Here is an 18387-nt window from a genome sequence, read left to right as displayed (position 1 = left end):
GCCATTAAACTTTAATGGCGTTTTTTTTGTAGTTTTATCCCATTATTAAAAAAAATTATTTATGAAAAAGATCTTTACTATTTTGGGATTAATTTCCGCTACGGCATTAATGAATGCTCAGATTGTAATCAATGAAGTATATGGCTCTGGTGGAAGCTCGGCTACAGCGTATATCAATGATTATGTTGAATTGATCAATTTAGGATCTACTACAGCTACTTTATCCAATGCAACATTACAGTATGCTTCTAATACAGGGACATTTAACTCATATGCTTCTTTACCAGCCACAATTACATTGGCACCTGGACAGAAATATTTGATTGAAATGGTGCCTAGCCCGGCTACTACTACCGGAATAGCTCTTCCTACACCGGATTTTCAAGTTACTAATAGTATTAGTTTTTCAAATGGCTCCACTTTTAATGGATTCAATATGTCTTCCAGCAACGGTAAGATAGCATTAGCAACAGGGGCTGTTAAAGTGGTTGCTCCTACCGATGCTCATGTTCTTGATTTCGTAGGATATGGAAGTGCTAATTTATTTGAAGGAACAACAGCTGCTCCTGCTTTAGATAACAGTTCATCTATTACCAGAAATGGTGCTGATACTAATAATAACGGTGCTGATTTTACTAAAACTGCTCCAACTCCTGAGAATTCAACTATGGGAACTCTGGCTGTTGTAGAAGGAAAAAATGCAAAATCAGTAAACTTTGTAAAAAATTCTTTCGTTAAAAACAGCGAAATTACTTTCGGAGCAGATGTTAAGGATGTAAAAGTTTTCAATATGTTCGGACAGCTGATAAAAGAAGCTTCTGTAAAACAAAACGGAACGGTAAATGTTGCTGAACTGGCAAAAGGAAATTATATCGTAACAGGTACAGTAAATAACCAGGCAGTATCTCAAAAGATTCTGAAAGACTAATTGTCTCTGCAGATAAAATATAAACAGTCATTTCATTGAAATGGCTGTTTTTTTATGCCGATTATTTCTTAATTTGGTGGTACCGTTTTTGATATTTTATAATCCAAAATTATTACATGAAAAAAATCTTTACTCTTGTTGGTTTAGTATTCATTACAGCATTTGCGAGTGCTCAAATTGTGATCAGTGAATTTTATGGAGGTGGAGACAATCCGGATCCTGCATCAAAATATAATTATATTATACTCAAAAATATAGGAACCAATCTGGTTTCCTTGACCGGAGCAAGCATACAATATGCTCCGGCTGTAGGCGCTTTTACCCAGTATCATACCTTACCGGATCTTACTCTGGGTCCTGAACAGACTTATCTGATCCAGGAGGCTGCTATTGAAGGAGGTGTCGGAAATCTGCCGGCGCCGGATTTTATTGCTACAACTATTACCAATTTTGACGGAAGTATCAATACATCTTCAGGTATAAAGATGTCAGGAGTATCCGGTAAAATTGCTTTGGCGGGAAATATTGTGCAGGTTACCGGACCAAATTCACCCAATGTCCTGGACTTTGTAGGATATGGAGTGAATGCCGACCAATATAAAGGTGATCAACCTCTGCCATCCCCTAAAATAACAACCATTGTAAGAAAAGATGCGAATGCAGACACGATAACTGATCTTCTGTTTGAGGGAACTGTGAAAACAGGTTTCGTACAGAATCCTTTTATAAAAGACGGTAGGATTCTTTTCGGGACGGAAGTCCGGGATGTAAAAGTGTATGATACTTACAGGCAGGTAGTAAAAAAGTCGCCTACAAAGCTGGCTTCAAGCCTCGATATTGTGGAACTTCCTAAAGGAACTTATGTTGTGACAGGAACGATTAATAATGTTCCGATCTCACAGAAAATTATAAAAGATTAATTCTTTAACAAGCTTGATTTGAGCTCAGCTAAACAGAGTGTTTCTGTGATTGAAAAGATATTATCAATATTATTGCGTTAAATAAAAAGGAACAGCCGGTTAATGAGCTGTTCTTTTTATTTATAGTGTTACAGGATGAATTCTTTTATTTATTTAATACCATCCTCTTCTCGCTGCATTAATAATAGATCCGAGATTAAGTACTAATGTATACCTGATACGTTTTGCATAATCTTTAAAGGAAGGCTCGAAGCCAAGAGAAGACTGTACCGGGAAATAGACTTCCAGGAAATCCGGGATGATCCTCACCTTAATACCACTGTCCCATATAAATTTTGCAGGAAGGTCTTTATTTTTATAAACTCCCGCATCAGCATACACATGAAATATTTTCCAGATGCTGGAATCTACATTCACTGAAGTGATCCATTGGTTCACTGTTCCCGGAAGGAATGATTTGAAACCTCCGTCAGCCAGAATAAACTGCTGTGAAAGTAAACCGCTGCTGGCACTTTCTCCCAGAAGCGTATAAGAGAAAGAATAATTGGAAACCCTTGAAATACCATAGTCGAACAAGTCATTTCTGGTGTTGTTTCTTAAAAAATATCCAGCAAATAAACGTAAGCTGAGTTTTTGCTTAGGAGCAAATTCCCATCTGTAGAAACCTTCAGCAGTTATTTTATTAAAATCTTCCATCCCCTGGGTGCTCAGGCTCAGGCTTTTTTCGTGGATCATCTGGCTGTCACTGTATCCATATCCCAGGCTCCAGAGATTATATTTACTATAATCGTTGTTGGCAATCATTTTAGGACTCAAATCCCTTTCAAAATAATTATAGGAAGCCCCTATACTTCTGCTTACCGTACTTCGGGGATTCTTTCTGAAGTTAAGCGTAGAAGCTATGGATCCCTTTCTGTAGGCCAGGCCGTAATCATAATGAAAATAAGCTCCTGAAACTCCAAAAGTAAGACTCCGGATGATACTTTCAGCCGGCATAATAGAGTAGGATACAGCTCCGGAACCTGTCAGTTTTCCGGTTCCGGTACTGTAAGTGGGAGTCACTGAATACAGGAATTTCTGATCAAAGAAAGACTGATTTTTTAAATTAACCCCAAGAAGGAATTTGTCATAAGTATTATTGAAACGAACCCTTGGACTGATATAAATTTCATTGTATTCAGGATTCGGAATATCTTTTATTAATTTAAGTTTGATCTTTTTTGCATTGGAAAATAACCCTTTTGCATACAGGAAGTTATCCCTGTAGTTTGATTCAGGAAAGATATAGCCGCTATTTAAGGTGACTTTATAAATATTGTCGGAAGCCGGAAGTGATACATTGGTGATACGCTGATTTTCTTCCGTATCTATCCAATACACTTTTTTTTCACCTTCTTTGGTTTCTGTTTCCAGTTTTACAGGAATAGATGCGCTTGTATTTTTAGCAATTTTTATCTGTAGGGAATCGTCTTCCTTTCTGATGTTTCTTAATTTGAAATCAACCCGGTTTTTCTGTTTGAAGAAATCGGACAGATAGCTTGCCGATTTATTTTTAGCAGAAAGATCAGCCAGGAATTCTTCAGGGGTAATTCTTTTCCCTGAATTTTTTGTAACATAGTTTTTTACAATATCATTGAAAGGGCCTTCACCCATTTTCTCGGCAGAATAATTAAAAAGGCTTCCAGTTTCAAAGCTGCTGATGGCCATATCATTAAAATTACTCAAAACCGGGAAATGTTCATCAATCTTCTGATCAAGGTTTTGCAGCATGATATACTGATAGGCCAGTCCATAGCGGTCCAGAAGCTTTACTTTGGAGGCATGAAACAGTTTTAAAGGTTTGATTCCGAATATTTTTGTTTCCGGCAACATTCCTAAAAGCTTTGTGTCCTGATAGAATTTTTTCAGGTACTGAATTTCAAGATATGATTTTAAACCGTTTTTAAACCAGTGGTCTTTCTCTTTGTCAGCAATAACACTTTCATCAAGAATTTTTTTGGTTATGATTCCGAAATAATCAAGGTCTGTCTTTTCAGCGTCAGTAAACAATGGGAACCTGAATTTCCAGAAAGTAATATCATTGTTTCCGAAAAAATCTTCCTTCGCCCTGAATTTATCAGAAATAAAAATACTTTCAGGGAGTGATCCAAGTTTTTCTTTGAGGAATTTTAAATGAAGAGGCAGATAAAACTCAAGGTTTTGCTTTTCTTCGGGCTTCAGATTATAACCGAATTTTACTTCAATATCTGATCCGTCGATATTATTTTTTATGGAAGGATACTGGCTTAAAGAAATCAAAAACTCAGGATCGGAATCCAGATAGCCTTTGAAGGAATTCATCTGAACCTGCGGAAGGTTTCCCTCAACAAAACTATTGACAGGAATATCAAAATTGACTGTCCAGAAAGTATTAAAATTTACAGACTCTTCGATATCATGATAGTTTCTTTTGGAAATATTGTCCGGATCAAAATGATCCGGAACAATAAAGAAATATTTTAGTACAGCAGCCTGGCCTGAAGTTCCGTATCCCGTAAATTTGGTATCGGGAAGCTGCATCCGGTAGTGGATCTGTAAGGTGATGCTTTCTCCGGGTTTTAAAGCTTCTTTTAAAGGCAGAAATAGATTCTCGTCCGAAAGTGCTGCAATGGGAATCGTCTCGTTTTCTGAATTTTTAATATCCAGTTCAAGGAGTTTTCCCAACTGATCAGCTTTCGCAAAATGCAGATCATTATTCCGGTCTTCCAGCTTTCTGTAGACTAAAGAAGTTCCCCGCCTGTTGTAAGCGGAAACCCAATTCAGGAGTTTTACAGTATGAAGGTCTTTATCAGAATGATTGTAATACACAATCTCCTGTTTTACTTCAAGGTTCTTTTTATCAGAAGACAGTTTCGCTTCAATGTAAATACTGTCTTTCTGAGCAGAAACCTGTGTAACTCCCCAAAACAAAATAAGGCAAATGCTGATCTTTTTCAAATATCGGTGATAAAGCCCAAATATAACTTATTTTGTATATACTTTGTAGGATTTTAACTCTGAATTGCTTTTTTTTCCAAAGAATTAATATACGCATTCCAGCCCTCTGTTTTGTAAGTGATGGCAGCGGCTTCAGCATCTTCTGATTTATAGATTCCTCTTCCTACGATGATGAAATCGGTATGCAGGGTCTTGAAAACATGTTCAGGTGTATTGTATTGCTGTCCTTTACCATCACCTGAATCTGCAAGATTAACTCCCGGGGTGAATAGTAAAAGTTCTTCAGGAAGCTTATTCTGTGACACTCCTCCGATAACATTAGGATGAGATTGTGCTACTTTTAATGCTTCTTCACGGTAGCTGGCAGTTGTAAGTGCTCCCTTGGAAGACATTCCCACAATGGCTACAACCCCCACATTGTTGAAACAGTCCAACGATTCAAAACCACCGATCACCTGAGACGTTACAAAATCTGCCCAGTCTGTGATTCTGAAAACTCCGCTGGTAAACTGAAGTTCCTGCGTATTGCCAATATCAGCAAATTTTCTGTCTTCCATCAATAAGAATTGGTGTTTTGCCGCAATTTCTTTTAATGGAGTGATTGTTTTTTCGTAATCAAAATCAGAAATAATATCGATATGTGTTTTTAAAGCGATGATATGTGGGCCTACTTTTTCGGCGAAAGCCAGTAATTCCTGAGTAGTTGTAACATCTGCAGATGCAATCAGGTTAGACTTTTTCATCAATGCAGTTTCCAGTAATTTTTTAGAAACCGAATGTTGGGCATTCTGAAGTTTCTGTTCGTAAGAAGGTCTGATTTCTTCTGCAAACTGGATATGGTTCCCCTGAAGGAAATCCTGAATTCTTGCCACCTCCTCATCAGATAATTCTCCGGTTTCCTGAAGGATTCCGCATACTTCTGAAATGTTGAAAAGAGTATGTACTCTGTAGCCTTTACTTTCCAGAAGCTGTTTTCCGCCTTGCTCTCTGTCCAGCACCACAACGATATCAGAAACTTTAAGGTCTTCCTGTTCCACTTCAGCAATGGTTTCTACCAAAGATTTTCCGGAAGTGATCACATCTTCTACCAAAAGACAGTTTTGGCCTTTCTGGTAGATCCCTTCGATCAGTTTTTTCGTACCGTAGCTTTTTGCTTCTTTTCTTTTAATAATTAATGGAATGTAGCTTTCCAGAGACATTGCGGTAGCCATAGGAAGTGCTGCATAAGGAACTCCACAGATTAAATCAAAATTATCCAACGGAAGCATTTCCAATAAATAATTTGCAAGATTTTTTAAGATTTTAGGATCTGAAGCCAAAGGTCTCAGGTCTACATAAAAAGGGCTTTCGATACCACTTTTAAGGGTAAACCTTCCGAATTTGATGATGCCTAGCTTGTAGCACTCTAAGAAGAATTCTTTTTTACTTTCCATTATTTTTTATTAGATGTTGCAAATTTAAGGAATTGAAATAAGGCTTAAAAATTTATCGCCTATTTGGTCAATAAAAAACCATCCCGGATATTACAGGATGGTTTGAAAATATAATAAACTGTTATTTTACGATTTCAGCATCAATGACTTGGGTTCCCTTATATTTTTGTTCAGCTTCCCAAAGCAAAAACTTGTCTACCTCTTTGATAAGTTTTGGGATCGTCAGTGACAATACTGCCAGATCATCCATTACCCCAAGTACCGGTATGGCAAATTCAGGAAGCAGGTCGATAGGAGAGATGACATACAGGATTCCCAGTAAAGGAAGAATAATGTCTATGGATTTCATAGGGTAGATGCCTTTTCTCCACATTTTGACCATTCTGAAAATATCAGGGATCTTTTTTACAAAGCCCTTGTGACTGATAGCTTCTTTTGCAAGATTTAATTTTGAATATTTCATTTTGTGTTTGGATTTAAATAAATTTTTCAACGCTATAAATTTCACAAATCCTGTACCAACAAATTATAAAATTTCGTTAAAAAAACTATTTGATAATATTGTCAATAAACTGGTGCACAGTCTCTGAATCCCAATCCTTTGATGCATCTTCCTTGATCAGGATTCTTCCGTTTTTGTCCAGAAGAAAAGTAGTGGGAAAAACCTTAGGCAGAATTTTCTCGGAAATAGGGCTCTGTGCAATATAAACAGGAACCGTATAATTATTTTCCTTCAGAAATTTTCTTACGTCTTCTTCTTTATCATTCATGGCGATCAGTACAAAATCTACATGTTCTTTTCTCGAGTCATAAAGTTTCTGAATAGACGGCCATTCTTTTCGGCAGGGTGGGCACCAAGTTCCCCAGAAGTTAAGGAAGACCGCTTTATTCTTGAAATTCTTCAGATTGGTACTCGGAGCATTGATCCCTTTAAGTTCAATATCATAATCTTCTTCACTTACGTGAACTGCTTTCTCAATGGTAGCAACCGGGAAGAACGTATCCTTCATGAAATTTCTTATTCCCGGAACGAAAGCAATGACACCGATAACGATGATCAGTACAAGAAAAATAATGCTTTTTTTCATATCTCTTTTTTACAGCAGATCTAAAATTTCCTGAACAGCATCTTTTCCTCTGTTCTTGGCGTAATATATCTGCAGATCATTATAAAAGCTTTCTTTGGGATAAGCTTCAGGATCTGCTTTATATTTCATTAAAAGCTCATATCCGTATTTCGGACGGGGCCCCCATGAATTTTTCACGTTAAATTCTTTATCCAGGATCAGAACCTTAGGGATAGATTCCGTACCGTTGGTCAGAAACTGATTGATCAGGCTTTTATCACTGTCTCTCAGAAAAACTCTTACCTCGTTATGGCCTTCAAAGAATCTGAACAATGCCGGAACAGTGGCGCTGGCATCACCGCACCATGCTTCGGAAATAATTAAGATTTTTCCATCGAAATTTTTAGCTGCCAGTTCTTTCAGCTGGTCTTCATCCGGAACGTATTTTTTCACCGTTCTGTCCATTCTCTGAAGCCCAAGCTCATAATATTGTTGATATTCAGCCTCCTGTTCGTTGGCTGGATTTTCTAATCTTTCTTTTGCAATCTGAAGGTATTCTTCGAAAGAAATTCCTTTATCCCAGTAATTTTTCATTACCAAAAATATTTATATTAAAAATTATTGATGTTTCTTGTTTTGTTGATCAGGAACAGGTCTGCCAATACAAATGCAGCAAGTGCTTCCACAACAGGTACAGCTCTTGGAACCACGCAAGGATCATGACGTCCTTTTCCTTCTACCACAACAGGGTTCCCATCTTTGTCAATACTGTCCTGAGGTCTCAGAATCGTTGCTACAGGTTTGAAGGCTACACGGAAATAAATATCCATTCCGTTGGAAATCCCACCCTGGATTCCTCCTGAAAGATTCGATTTTGTAGTAAAATCGGTATTGAAAGCATCATTGTGCTCTTTTCCTGTCATTTTGGCACCGCAGAAACCGCTTCCGTATTCAAAGCCTTTGCAGGCATTGATATTCAGCATGGCTTTGGCTAATTCTGCCTGAAGCTTTGAAAATATAGGTTCCCCGATTCCTACAGGAACATTTTTGATCACGCAGGTAATGGTTCCGCCAATGGTATTGCCTTCTTTTTTGATCTCTTTGATTCTGGAGATCATTTTTTCAGCCGTCTCAGCATCCGGACAACGTACATCATTCGATTCAGTTTTAGAAAAATCCAAAGCCTGATAAGGTTTTTCACAGAAAATATCACCTACGGAAGAAACATAAGCATTGATCTCAATATCCGGTAAAAGTTGCTTGGCAAAAGCTCCGGCAACCACCCAGTTCATGGTTTCCCTTGCAGAAGATTTCCCTCCGCCACGGTGATCCCTGAAACCAAATTTCTGATCATAAGTAAAATCAGCATGACTCGGACGATATGCTCCTGCAATGTGGTCATAATCCTTTGATTTCTGATTTTCATTTTCAATGATAAAACCGATAGGGGTGCCTGTAGTTTTTCCGTTAAAAATCCCGGAAAGAAACTTTACTGTGTCGCTTTCCTTTCTTTGAGTAACAATCGCAGACTGTCCCGGTTTTCTTCGGTTCAGTTCATATTGAACCTTATCGAGATCTACCGTTAAACCTGCCGGAAAATTGTTGATGATACCGCCGTAAGCCACTCCGTGACTTTCTCCAAATGTTGTAAGACTAAGAAGATTACCTAATGTGTTGAACATAGTACAAAATTACCTTTTTTTCTTCACATAATAAAGTTTCTGGATTTGTTCTATTTATCAGTGTTTTTGATAATATAGATCACTTTTTCGCCTTCCTTTTTTTGGTCTGAAGTCATTCTCTGCCAGATAAATCCTTTGCTGATATCCTTTTTATCAATAAGCTGAGGGAAAATTCCTGCATTCATATCATCAAAAATATAGCCGGTGGAAATTGCGGGTAACGGAGTTTCAAAGTTATAAGGGTAGTTTTCAGATACGTTGAATTCGAGGTTTCCGATTCTGAATGAATTGAACTTTCTGTATTCATACGCTGACGGCCGGTAGAGCTGTTCTTTTTTTAAACCAGCCATGAAGCCACCCACTCTGAAGCTGGGAATATATGTTTGGATAATGCCCGGAAAAGATAATATTGAAATGATGAGTAATCCGAGACCGGAGCATACTGCTATTGATTTTTTTTTATCAAAGTACCTGTAAAACATCACAAAGAAAATGACGAAAAAAACATCTATGAAAAATCTGTACTGTGCTGAAAACATCAGGACCAGTATACTTTTTATCAAAAGCGAAATGCAGATGAAAGTGATAAGTTTTCTTTTTTTGATCCAGGTGAATACTGAAAACAAAGCAAGGCCGGCGATAAAAAGAATATTGATCTTTGATTTGATGCCTGGTAATGTAAGCCAGTTTTTAATATAATCAGCCGTTGAAAACCTTTGAATTTCTTCATATGTATATTGCATATCATAGGTTTTCATGACGGCATATTGTGACGAAATTTTCAATACTTCAGGATTGGGCTTCCAGAAAACATCCGGATCTGCAATCGCTACAGGGAAAACAGGATACCCGAATGTCCATATATTTTTAATGAAGAATATAATAAGAACCGATATTCCCAAAAGCAGTTGCCGGAAATTTGATCTAAGAATAAAAATACTGTACAAAAAAATAAACACCGGAAGCCAGATCATGGTAGGTTTTATAGCAAAAACAAAGATGGAAAATGCAAAGAGGAAAGTGGTGTTTCTATTTCCGGCTATAGCTTCATTTAAAATAACTAAAGAAAAAATAATGACCGGGAGATCGGGGCTCGGAGATTGTGAGAATAATAGCAGAACCGGCAAAAAACACAGATGTATCCAATGTTTTCTTTCAATACTGTAAAGAGCATAGAAAATCAGTAAAACAGTATTGATTCTTAAAAAAGGATCAGAAAAATTCGAAAAGCCGGACTGAAAAATATGCCAGAGAGACATCTGTCCCAGTGTAAGATCCAGATTGGAGATCCCTTTGACTATTCCATATTCTGTAAGCCATTTAATTGTGGGCACATAATACCCGAAATGATCTAATATATAAGGATGAAAAGATCCCGCCAGTAAAATGATAAAGGAAATAACACTTACCAGCAAACAGTCTTTTTTTGAAAACCTGTACAGATCCTGGTAGAGTTTATATTTAAAAAAACAGAACAGACCCAGCAATACCGTAGGGGTTTCAATATAAATATTCAAGGGTGCAAAGAATGCAATCACTGTCCATAGAAGGCTGATGCTCAGTATTCCGGAAAGGATTTTTCCGGAAATTCCGCCGGACAAACTTCCTGAAATGTTTTCCATGATCTTTCCCCAGCCCATTAAGACCGAAATAATGAAAACGGAGGAAAGAAGAATCAGTATCATAAAAAAAGATTGCTTAAAAATAAGCAATCTTTATATCTTATGGTTAAAAATATTATCTGCGGGGTTGTACTCGTCCGTCTTTTCTGTCCTGAGATCTACCAATGGTATATCCTGTTGCACCTCCTACAACACCTCCGATTACAGCACCAAGTCCTCTGTTTTTCTTAGCAATGATTGCTCCGGCAGCAGCGCCCCCTACAGCTCCAATGATCGTTCCTTTAGCAGCCTTACTCATTCCTTTTTTCTGAGTGGTTCCCTGCGAAGCACCTCCATTGTCAGCATATCCTCCATTACTGCTTCCTGAGCCGGAACCTGAGTTTCTGTCTCTGTATACCGTTCTCGTTTCTCTTATCACGTGTGGTTTTGAATTACTCGCTGCTGCAGCTTTTGCTTTTTTGGTTTCTGAGATACTGTCTGCCTTTTTCTGGGCTTCATATACCAGTTTTTCTTTCTCAATAGCCAGCTTCTGTTTTTCTATTTCAAGTTGTCTTGCCTGGAATTCAAGCTTTTGTGCTTCCAGCGACTTTTCTGCTATTGCATCATCTTTCTTGCAGGCCGTCATTAAAAAAACGGATAAAAATCCTGCTAATACTATCTTTTTCATAATTCAAATTTTAATAAGCTTAAGCCAAAACGGCTTTAGTTTTAGTTTTATTTTCAATTATGAAGCCAAATTTTAGTTAATGAATGTTAAAGTTGATAATATAATGGAGTATGAATGATAATTTCTGATAAATTTTCTACTATTGAAGGGAGATTCAGCAATCCGGGCATAAAGTTTGTTTCCTGCATTTCCGTTAATTTTTTTCTGAAGTAATTGTAAAATATAGTTAATCAATAATTTTTGTTGAATTCATTTGAGTTAGCTATTTTTGAAATACTAAATTACTTTACATATGAAAAAATCAATTTTTACAGTATCAGCTGTTGTAGGATTATTGGCTGTTACAACTTCGTTTTCTTCTACAGATGTGGTAGAAGTTCCATCTAAAGACCGCACAGAAGTATCTCATAAAGATGCAAAAACGAAAACCTATCCGGTTCGTTATGGTCTTCTTTCAAAAAACGGAACAAAAATTCTTTCCGGGTCAGGTTATGATCTTGGTGGTTTTGTTGCAGAAAATACGGTTACAGGAGAGCAGTATTTCAGTATCGGTTATCAGCCCGTACTTCCTCAGTATTCAGAAGAAGACCTTCCTGAAGGAACCTATACTTTTTCCGGGATCCAGGGACAAGGAGGATGGGTAGGTTATGGAACGGTTGTTGCTACTGTTTCTGATGATAATCTTGATGCTGACGGATACATTACGATCTATGTTCCGATTGCATGGGAAGAATAAGTTTGTGAAAACAAAATATTTACCTAACTTTACAAACCCTCAAAATGGGACATTAATCTGAAATAGATAATTACTCATCCTGTAACAGGAAGGAAAAGTAATTATACATAACAATATTCTGTTTGGATTTTTCTAAATAGATTTTTTTCATCATTTGTGTTTTTTAGGCCTCCGCAAGGAGGTCGTTTCTTTTTTAAAAGGTAGATATGATAACTGATCGAAGCCAAAAGACTCCACGATCTGAAGAGTTTTTTGTGACTGCTACAGGTAATAAAAAAACAATTTTATGATTACACTCATAAAATAAAAAAAATGTGTGGTATAAATTTGGAAACAGATTAAGGGATAAAATAATTTTTATTTCTGATATAAAATTTTTTTTCATCATTTGTGTTTTTTGAGGCCTCCTTCGGGAGGCTTTTTCATTATCCTCTCCGGTAAAAAGGATATTTTATACATCAAACAATATTCTGCCATTGAATGGAGAATCCCAAATGATAAATATCTGATCATTGAGTTTTCTTAAAGGTGACTGAACGATCTCATATTCCCCTTTTTCATTTAATCTTTCTACAATAAGATTGGAGCCTTTACCTATTTCACTTACTTTAAAACCCAGCTGATATTCTTTTTCATTGTTTTGAACGAAATCTTCTTTGCTAAAAGTTTTTTGTGCCATGATATTAAATTTTGTGGGTTAGATTACAGACAGAATAAATTATGCCAATTTCTCTGTTTTGCTTTTATAATTATTATTTTTAATGCCATGTGAGAGTATTTTATTTCTCTATGTGAATTTTATTTTAAGTAAAAATGAATTATTTTATTTCTAATGATTTTGATTGAGTTCTGGTTTTATTTGAATTTATTATAAATAATTATGATCCTGTTTTTAAAAATACAATAAAAATGAAATAAAATGATTAAATGATAAAAAACGACGGGCAATGATAAAACAAATTTTTTTTTTGAAAATTATCATTCTTGGCACGATTTTTCAATATAGATATGTAACTCATGTTTAATTTGAGTTTTCATGGTTATTAGTTTTTATCCTCGGAATTTCCGAGGATTTTTTTTTGTGCTATATGACGCTGCTCATAAACTCAGGCTGAGCTATTCTTCTATCTTTGAGTAAGATAATTTTCAATCCATCATCACTTTTTGCATTATTTATCAGGCTCTTCCCATAATGAAGAGCTTGTTTTATGTAGGATAAATGAAAAAAGCTGAGTGACTTATGTACTTAAAACCACACAGAATGAGGAAGCGTAGGTAGAAAAAGCAATGGAAAGTTTATTCTCTTTCTGTTTCTCGGATCCATCTTTTAACGGTTTTTTTTATTAATTTATAAAATCCATAAATGCTAAAGAAGGTGATGGACAGTAATAGAATTAGTGAAATTATAATATGTGTTGATGATATTGATAAAAGCATGGTCAGTTTTAATGGGTATTATTTTTCAACAAATATAAATATATATGTGGTTGCAGCTTGTCTGTTATTGAATTTTATATAGAAATTTAATGAGCTGTTATACTGTTATTTTAGTTAATGAAAAATATAAAGGTTCACTGTAAGGAGTCTGACCTACATCATAGAAAACAAAAAAACCTCTAAAATACATTAGAGGTTTTTTCTGAGGTACCTAGCGGATTCGAACCGCTGTAGATGGTGTTGCAGACCACTGCCTAGCCGCTCGGCCAAAGTACCATTTTTACCATTTTTGAGGTGTGCAAATATAGTAAAAATTCTTTTTGAACAAAAATTTTTAAGCAATTTCTTTTGCTCCAATGTTGTCTATTTCGCTTTTGGCTTGAGTTTCAGCGATATATTTTTTAAGGTTTACCACCCTTGTTTCGCTCCAACTGTCATGCCATCCGTTTTCACCTAAAAAAGAAAGGGCATCAAAAGGAACAATTCTTGAAATATTCCGGATAAAATAATCCTTCATTGTAGGCTCGGTACCATCGATGCGGATAACTTTAGTTCCCGTAATATACTTCCCGACGGTTCTTCCTTTGGTAAGATATTCTATAAAAAAAGTAAATATAAAATATACTACAGAGGTGATCAGGATATCAGTAATTCTGTTTACCTGTGACAACTTTCGGATCATATTGACGAAAATATCAATGTCTGCCCATTCATATAATAAAGATGAAATAAACCCGGCAGCAAAAAAGATAAGCGTAATAATAAATCTATCAATAATAAAATTAGCGAATCTTGTTCCCTTTGGGGCTCTGTTTCGATCCACAACTACTAAATATTTTCTCATGGTTTAGGTATTAGTTTTTTTAGTTATCATTTTAAAATCCGTTGACAAGCAATTTTAATGAGGCATTCGTATCAATTACTGCCGTGATTCCTGTATTGCTGAGCAGAATTTTACTTGGTTTAAGGTTGAAGACTTTTCCGTTCATCTTTAATCCTTTATAGTATTCTTTATTGAAAGCTTCTTCAATACTCTTTCTTGAAGTTTCTTCCAGTTCCTGAGTAGGGATGCCATATTCTTCTTCAATCATTTTTACAATCTTTCCCTGGAAAAGAACTGAAGCTGTTTTATAAAGGATATTGGTTGTTTTCAGTTTAAATTTGGTTTCTGATAAGACAATTTTTCTCTTAGCTTCATCATATACAGGAATTCCTGAAATGATAGAGGTGCCTTTGATGTAACCGTCTGTCTGAGCTTCAATAACAACCCTGTTATCAAGACCGTAAACCCTGATATCAGTTACCTTCACTTTAGAATCCCGGATGTCAAATTCCTTATTTAAAAAAGTTTTTCTGGCCATGCTGCTCGCTTCAGTAAAAGGAATATTGGCCGTAGTTTGTAAAATAAATTTATCCGCAACTGTAGGACTGAAATTAAAGTTGGCCACAGATGTTACCGGCGAAGAAGCTGCCGGCTTACTTCCGGTAAAGGTTTCTGAATAAATATCTACTCCCAGAGTGGCATTGATCTGGTTTCCGTAGAATTTTAGAGGAGTGATATTGACCCCCACAGGGCTCACCTTCAGCCAGGTATTGTACTCTTCCGAAATATTGAATGGCTGCAGGAAGGTATTCCACGCCATTAATGCATATTGCTGAAAATTCAGTTGGGTAGCCATCTGCTGGTCTATTGTTTTACAGAATTTTTCCTGCTGTTCTTTTAAGCTCTTTTCAACAATAGAAGTAATGGGAATCTGGATCCTTCCGTAATCAAGTACAGGTTTGGAAACCCATCTGAACCCGTTGGGCCGGGTATTGGTCGTAATGGTCCAGTTATTTTTAAAATTAACGGTTGTGTTAAAAGACATTACCGTTTCGAAAGTGGTATTCTGATAGGTATACACTCCTAAAGTACCGATGCCTTTTTCTGCCCAGATCTTTAAAGGAACCTCAATCAGTAAATTCTGACTGGTACCGCCTACCAGACGGATCGGTCTTGTTTTCCAAACTTTTACTTTAAACTGATCATTATTGTTATCCGTATAAGAATCATCCTGATAAATCAGATCTTTTACGGAAGCATTGATCATATTGCTTAATTCCGAAAGAGGAATGGTAACCGGCATTGTAATACTGGATCTGATCTTTGGAAAATTATAGCTGGCCAATTGATTATCAACACCGGTCTGGCCAAAAGCATTGATAAAGACTACTAAAAATAATAATTTAACGAGTTTCAATTTTTATGTTTTTTTAAGAATGAAAAAATAAGGATTTTAATTTTGAGGTTTGAAGCTTTTTTCCAATTCTACACTGGCACCTTTCATTTCCCCCTGCATGGGTGGAGCGGTTTTGGTGATTCTCAGTTTTATATAATCGATCTGTGGAAAACTGTCGTGAATTTTGGTAATAATCCTTCCTGCCACATGTTCCAGAAGTTTAGATTTTATCTTCATTTCATTGTGCAGAATATCATTGATGTCTGCATAACTTATCGTGTCATGCAGATCATCAGATCCGGCAGCCTTCCACAGGTCGGTATGAAGCTCTGCATTGAGAATATAATAGGTACCGATAATGTTCTCTTCGGGAAGAACGCCATGGTAAGCATATATTTTTACATCTTCAAGATATATTTTGCTCATTGTTTCAAATTTTATGAAGCAAAAATCGTTTTAATTCTTCAAAATCTGAATTTATTTCTACAGTTTTTTTCTCCTTTTTCATCAGCCCGTTCAGAGATCCGGGAATTTCTATGCTGGTATGAATGGCTTTTTCCACCGCATCAGGGAATTTTACCGGGTGTGCGGTACCCAGAATGAATCCTTTTTTTCCTGGATTCTCTTCCAGATATTTTTCAAGGGAAGCAAATGCTACGGCAGTATGAGGATCAAGGAGATAGTTATACTTTTGATATATCCTGGTAATGGTATTCATGGTTTCCTGATCATTGACAGAGTAGGCAGATACTGTATTTTTTAAAGCATCAAACTGATTTCCGAAAAGTTCCATAATTCTTACAAAATTGCTTGGATTCCCCACATCCATTGCATTGGATAGGGTAGGCACTGCTGTATGCGGCTGAAACTTCTGTGTTTCCAGATAGTCTGGAATGACATGGTTATCGTTACATGCTGCGATGAAATGGTCTGCAGGCATCCCTCTGAAATGGGCAAGAAGCCCTGCACAGATATTTCCGAAGTTTCCGCTGGGAACACTGATGACCGGATTTTCATTCTGCTGCTGAATCCATTGCTGATAAGCGATAAGATAATAAATCTGTTGAGGCAGCCATCTGGCTACATTAATAGAATTGGCAGATGTCAAAAGCAGCTTTGCATTGATTTCCGCATCTGCAAAAGCCAGTTTCACCATATTCTGGCAATCGTCAAAACTGCCGTCAACCTCCAGAGCGGAAATATTTTCTCCTAATGCGGTAAGCTGCTTTTCCTGAACCGGACTTACCCTGTTTTTGGGATAAAGTATGACCACATTGATCCCCGGAAGTTTATAGAATCCATGTGCGACAGCTCCTCCCGTATCGCCTGAAGTTGCTACAAGAACGGTCACTTTTTTCTTTTGATCCTTCAGAAAATAGGAGAGGCAGCGGCTCATGAATCTGGCTCCTATATCTTTAAATGCTAAAGTGGGACCGTGAAATAATTCTAAAACAGCAATTTGATTATTGATCTTTACCAAAGGAATATCAAAGTTCACAGTTTCTGCAACAATTTCCTGCAAAATTTCCGAAGGGATCTCATCACCCACAAAATCTTTCATACACCGGTATGCAATTTCTTCGTGGGTATAGCGATGAAGATTGTGAATAAATTCCTCTTCAAACTGAGGAATCCTTTCCGGGAAGAAAAGTCCTTTTTCATTTCCCTGTCCTTTTATTGTTGCATTTTTGAAATCAATTTTTTCCTGATGATCTTTTAAATTATAGTATATCATTTTCTGTTGTATTGGTAAAGGTTATGGGTAAGCTTCTTCGACAATCTGAATTCCCGAAGGGTTTATTTTAGAAACATAGACAAAGCTTTCAATGCCTGTGCTGTCATAGACAGATTTCATCATCTGTGAAATTTTTTCCGCAGTTTCTTTTTGTTCGGTAAGCATGAATACTGAAGGGCCGGATCCTGATATTCCTCCTCCTAAAGCTCCCATTTCAAGGCTTTTCAGTTTGATTTCGTCAAACTTCGGAATCAGAATGCTGCGGACAGGTTCTATGATGACATCATGAAGGCTTCTTCCTATCAGTGAAAAATCATTTTTCTGAATTCCGGCTATCAGTCCGGCAATATTTCCCCACTGCTCCACAGCGCTTTTCAAAGAAATATTTTTCTTCAAGATCTGTCTGGAATCTGAAGTTTTCACTTCAACCTGAGGATGCACGGCAGCTACGAATAGTTGGGGAGCATTCAAGGGGATGATATCAACAGGATCAGCAGATTTTACCAAGGTGATTCCTCCGTAAAGGCATGGAGCAATATTATCTGCATGACGGACTCCGGAAGCAAGTTCTTCTCCAAACATGGCAAAATGAACCATTTCGTCTTTTGATAGAATGTTTTTTAATAAAAGATTGGCCCCAAAGGCGGCTCCTGCGGCACTTGCCGCACTGGAGCCGAGCCCGCTCCCGGGTTTTATATGTTTCCGGATTATTACTTCAAAACCATGGGACAGGTTAAGGTGTTCCTGAATCTTTAGCAGGACAATCCCTGCAACATTTTCCGAAGCTTTTTCAGGAAGCCCGAATGCATCCTGATGCTTGATGATGATCTCAGGAGTATCCAGTAATTTAAATTCCATTTCATCATAAGGATTATGTACAGCCATTCCCAGAATGTCAAATCCACACACCAGGTTAGCTACAGTGGCGGGTACTTTTAATTTTACTTTTTTCATATACTGTATTT

The 18387-nt window shown here is 36.8% G+C and carries 17 protein-coding genes and 1 tRNA gene; 3 read left to right on the top strand and 15 right to left on the bottom strand.

Annotation, left to right across the window (positions count from 1 at the left end; all coding sequences use genetic code 11):
• The first annotated feature begins 61 nt into the window (after nt 1-61).
• Together BBI00_RS13175 and BBI00_RS13170 are read left to right on the top strand one after the other, a co-directional pair.
• On the top strand, nt 62-928 hold the full coding sequence (locus tag BBI00_RS13175) for a lamin tail domain-containing protein (RefSeq protein WP_065399198.1): 867 nt from the start codon (nt 62-64) through the stop codon (nt 926-928).
• Between the two features lie 116 nt (nt 929-1044).
• Nucleotides 1045-1848 (top strand): T9SS type A sorting domain-containing protein, encoded by an 804-nt coding sequence (locus tag BBI00_RS13170; RefSeq protein WP_065399197.1) that lies wholly within the window; start codon nt 1045-1047, stop codon nt 1846-1848.
• A 153-nt stretch (nt 1849-2001) separates the two neighbouring features.
• Here the strand turns inward: BBI00_RS13170 and BBI00_RS13165 are convergent, their stop codons facing one another.
• The 8 genes from BBI00_RS13165 to BBI00_RS13130 all read right to left on the bottom strand — a co-directional run bounded on the left by BBI00_RS13165 (nt 2002) and on the right by BBI00_RS13130 (nt 11295).
• A complete protein-coding gene (locus BBI00_RS13165; protein WP_065399196.1) occupies nt 2002-4824 on the bottom strand; it encodes a gluzincin family metallopeptidase in 2823 nt (940 codons plus the stop codon).
• 53 nt (nt 4825-4877) lie between these two features.
• Nucleotides 4878-6257 carry an orotidine-5'-phosphate decarboxylase gene (gene pyrF / locus BBI00_RS13160; RefSeq protein WP_065399195.1) on the bottom strand — a complete coding sequence of 460 codons (1380 nt, stop codon included), beginning with the start codon at nt 6255-6257 and terminating at the stop codon, nt 4878-4880.
• A gap of 121 nt (nt 6258-6378) precedes the next feature.
• Nucleotides 6379-6720 (bottom strand): YkvA family protein, encoded by a 342-nt coding sequence (locus BBI00_RS13155; protein ID WP_065399194.1) that lies wholly within the window; start codon nt 6718-6720, stop codon nt 6379-6381.
• Between the two features lie 85 nt (nt 6721-6805).
• The gene (locus tag BBI00_RS13150) at nt 6806-7345 is read right to left on the bottom strand and encodes a TlpA family protein disulfide reductase (RefSeq protein WP_065399193.1); all 540 of its coding nucleotides are present in this window, start codon (nt 7343-7345) and stop codon (nt 6806-6808) included.
• Nucleotides 7346-7354: 9 nt separating this feature from the next.
• Nucleotides 7355-7918 (bottom strand): thioredoxin family protein, encoded by a 564-nt coding sequence (locus tag BBI00_RS13145; protein ID WP_065399192.1) that lies wholly within the window; start codon nt 7916-7918, stop codon nt 7355-7357.
• A gap of 17 nt (nt 7919-7935) precedes the next feature.
• Nucleotides 7936-9006, bottom strand: coding sequence for a chorismate synthase (gene aroC / locus BBI00_RS13140; protein ID WP_065399191.1), 1071 nt, complete (start codon nt 9004-9006; stop codon nt 7936-7938).
• A gap of 50 nt (nt 9007-9056) precedes the next feature.
• The gene (locus BBI00_RS13135) at nt 9057-10691 is read right to left on the bottom strand and encodes an LIC_10190 family membrane protein (RefSeq protein ID WP_065399190.1); all 1635 of its coding nucleotides are present in this window, start codon (nt 10689-10691) and stop codon (nt 9057-9059) included.
• Between the two features lie 52 nt (nt 10692-10743).
• The gene (locus BBI00_RS13130) at nt 10744-11295 is read right to left on the bottom strand and encodes a YMGG-like glycine zipper-containing protein (RefSeq protein ID WP_065399189.1); all 552 of its coding nucleotides are present in this window, start codon (nt 11293-11295) and stop codon (nt 10744-10746) included.
• Between the two features lie 292 nt (nt 11296-11587).
• Here BBI00_RS13130 and BBI00_RS13125 point away from each other — a divergent pair, with 292 nt between their 5' ends.
• Nucleotides 11588-12031: a hypothetical protein gene (locus BBI00_RS13125; protein ID WP_065399188.1), complete on the top strand. Its 444-nt coding sequence runs from the start codon at nt 11588-11590 to the stop codon at nt 12029-12031.
• Nucleotides 12032-12482: 451 nt separating this feature from the next.
• Here the strand turns inward: BBI00_RS13125 and BBI00_RS13120 are convergent, their stop codons facing one another.
• The 7 genes from BBI00_RS13120 to BBI00_RS13090 form a co-directional block, all read right to left on the bottom strand.
• Nucleotides 12483-12710 (bottom strand): glutathione synthase, encoded by a 228-nt coding sequence (locus BBI00_RS13120; protein WP_065399187.1) that lies wholly within the window; start codon nt 12708-12710, stop codon nt 12483-12485.
• Nucleotides 12711-13673: 963 nt separating this feature from the next.
• A tRNA-Cys gene (locus BBI00_RS13115) sits at nt 13674-13744 on the bottom strand.
• A gap of 58 nt (nt 13745-13802) precedes the next feature.
• Nucleotides 13803-14312: an RDD family protein gene (locus BBI00_RS13110; protein ID WP_065399186.1), complete on the bottom strand. Its 510-nt coding sequence runs from the start codon at nt 14310-14312 to the stop codon at nt 13803-13805.
• Nucleotides 14313-14343: 31 nt separating this feature from the next.
• Nucleotides 14344-15708, bottom strand: a complete 1365-nt coding sequence (locus tag BBI00_RS13105; protein ID WP_065399185.1) for a DUF4403 family protein — start codon at nt 15706-15708, stop codon at nt 14344-14346.
• A 36-nt stretch (nt 15709-15744) separates the two neighbouring features.
• Nucleotides 15745-16113: a dihydroneopterin aldolase gene (gene folB, locus BBI00_RS13100; protein WP_065399184.1), complete on the bottom strand. Its 369-nt coding sequence runs from the start codon at nt 16111-16113 to the stop codon at nt 15745-15747.
• Between the two features lie 4 nt (nt 16114-16117).
• Nucleotides 16118-17422, bottom strand: a complete 1305-nt coding sequence (thrC, locus tag BBI00_RS13095; protein ID WP_065399183.1) for a threonine synthase — start codon at nt 17420-17422, stop codon at nt 16118-16120.
• Nucleotides 17423-17443: 21 nt separating this feature from the next.
• The gene (locus BBI00_RS13090; protein WP_065399182.1) at nt 17444-18376 is read right to left on the bottom strand and encodes a homoserine kinase; all 933 of its coding nucleotides are present in this window, start codon (nt 18374-18376) and stop codon (nt 17444-17446) included.
• Nucleotides 18377-18387 lie beyond the last annotated feature (11 nt).

The sequence above is a fragment of the Chryseobacterium arthrosphaerae genome, assembly GCF_001684965.1.
Classification (GTDB): domain Bacteria; phylum Bacteroidota; class Bacteroidia; order Flavobacteriales; family Weeksellaceae; genus Chryseobacterium; species Chryseobacterium arthrosphaerae.
The sequence above is the reverse complement of the archived record's forward strand: the minus strand, read 5'-3'. Positions and strand labels throughout refer to the sequence as shown.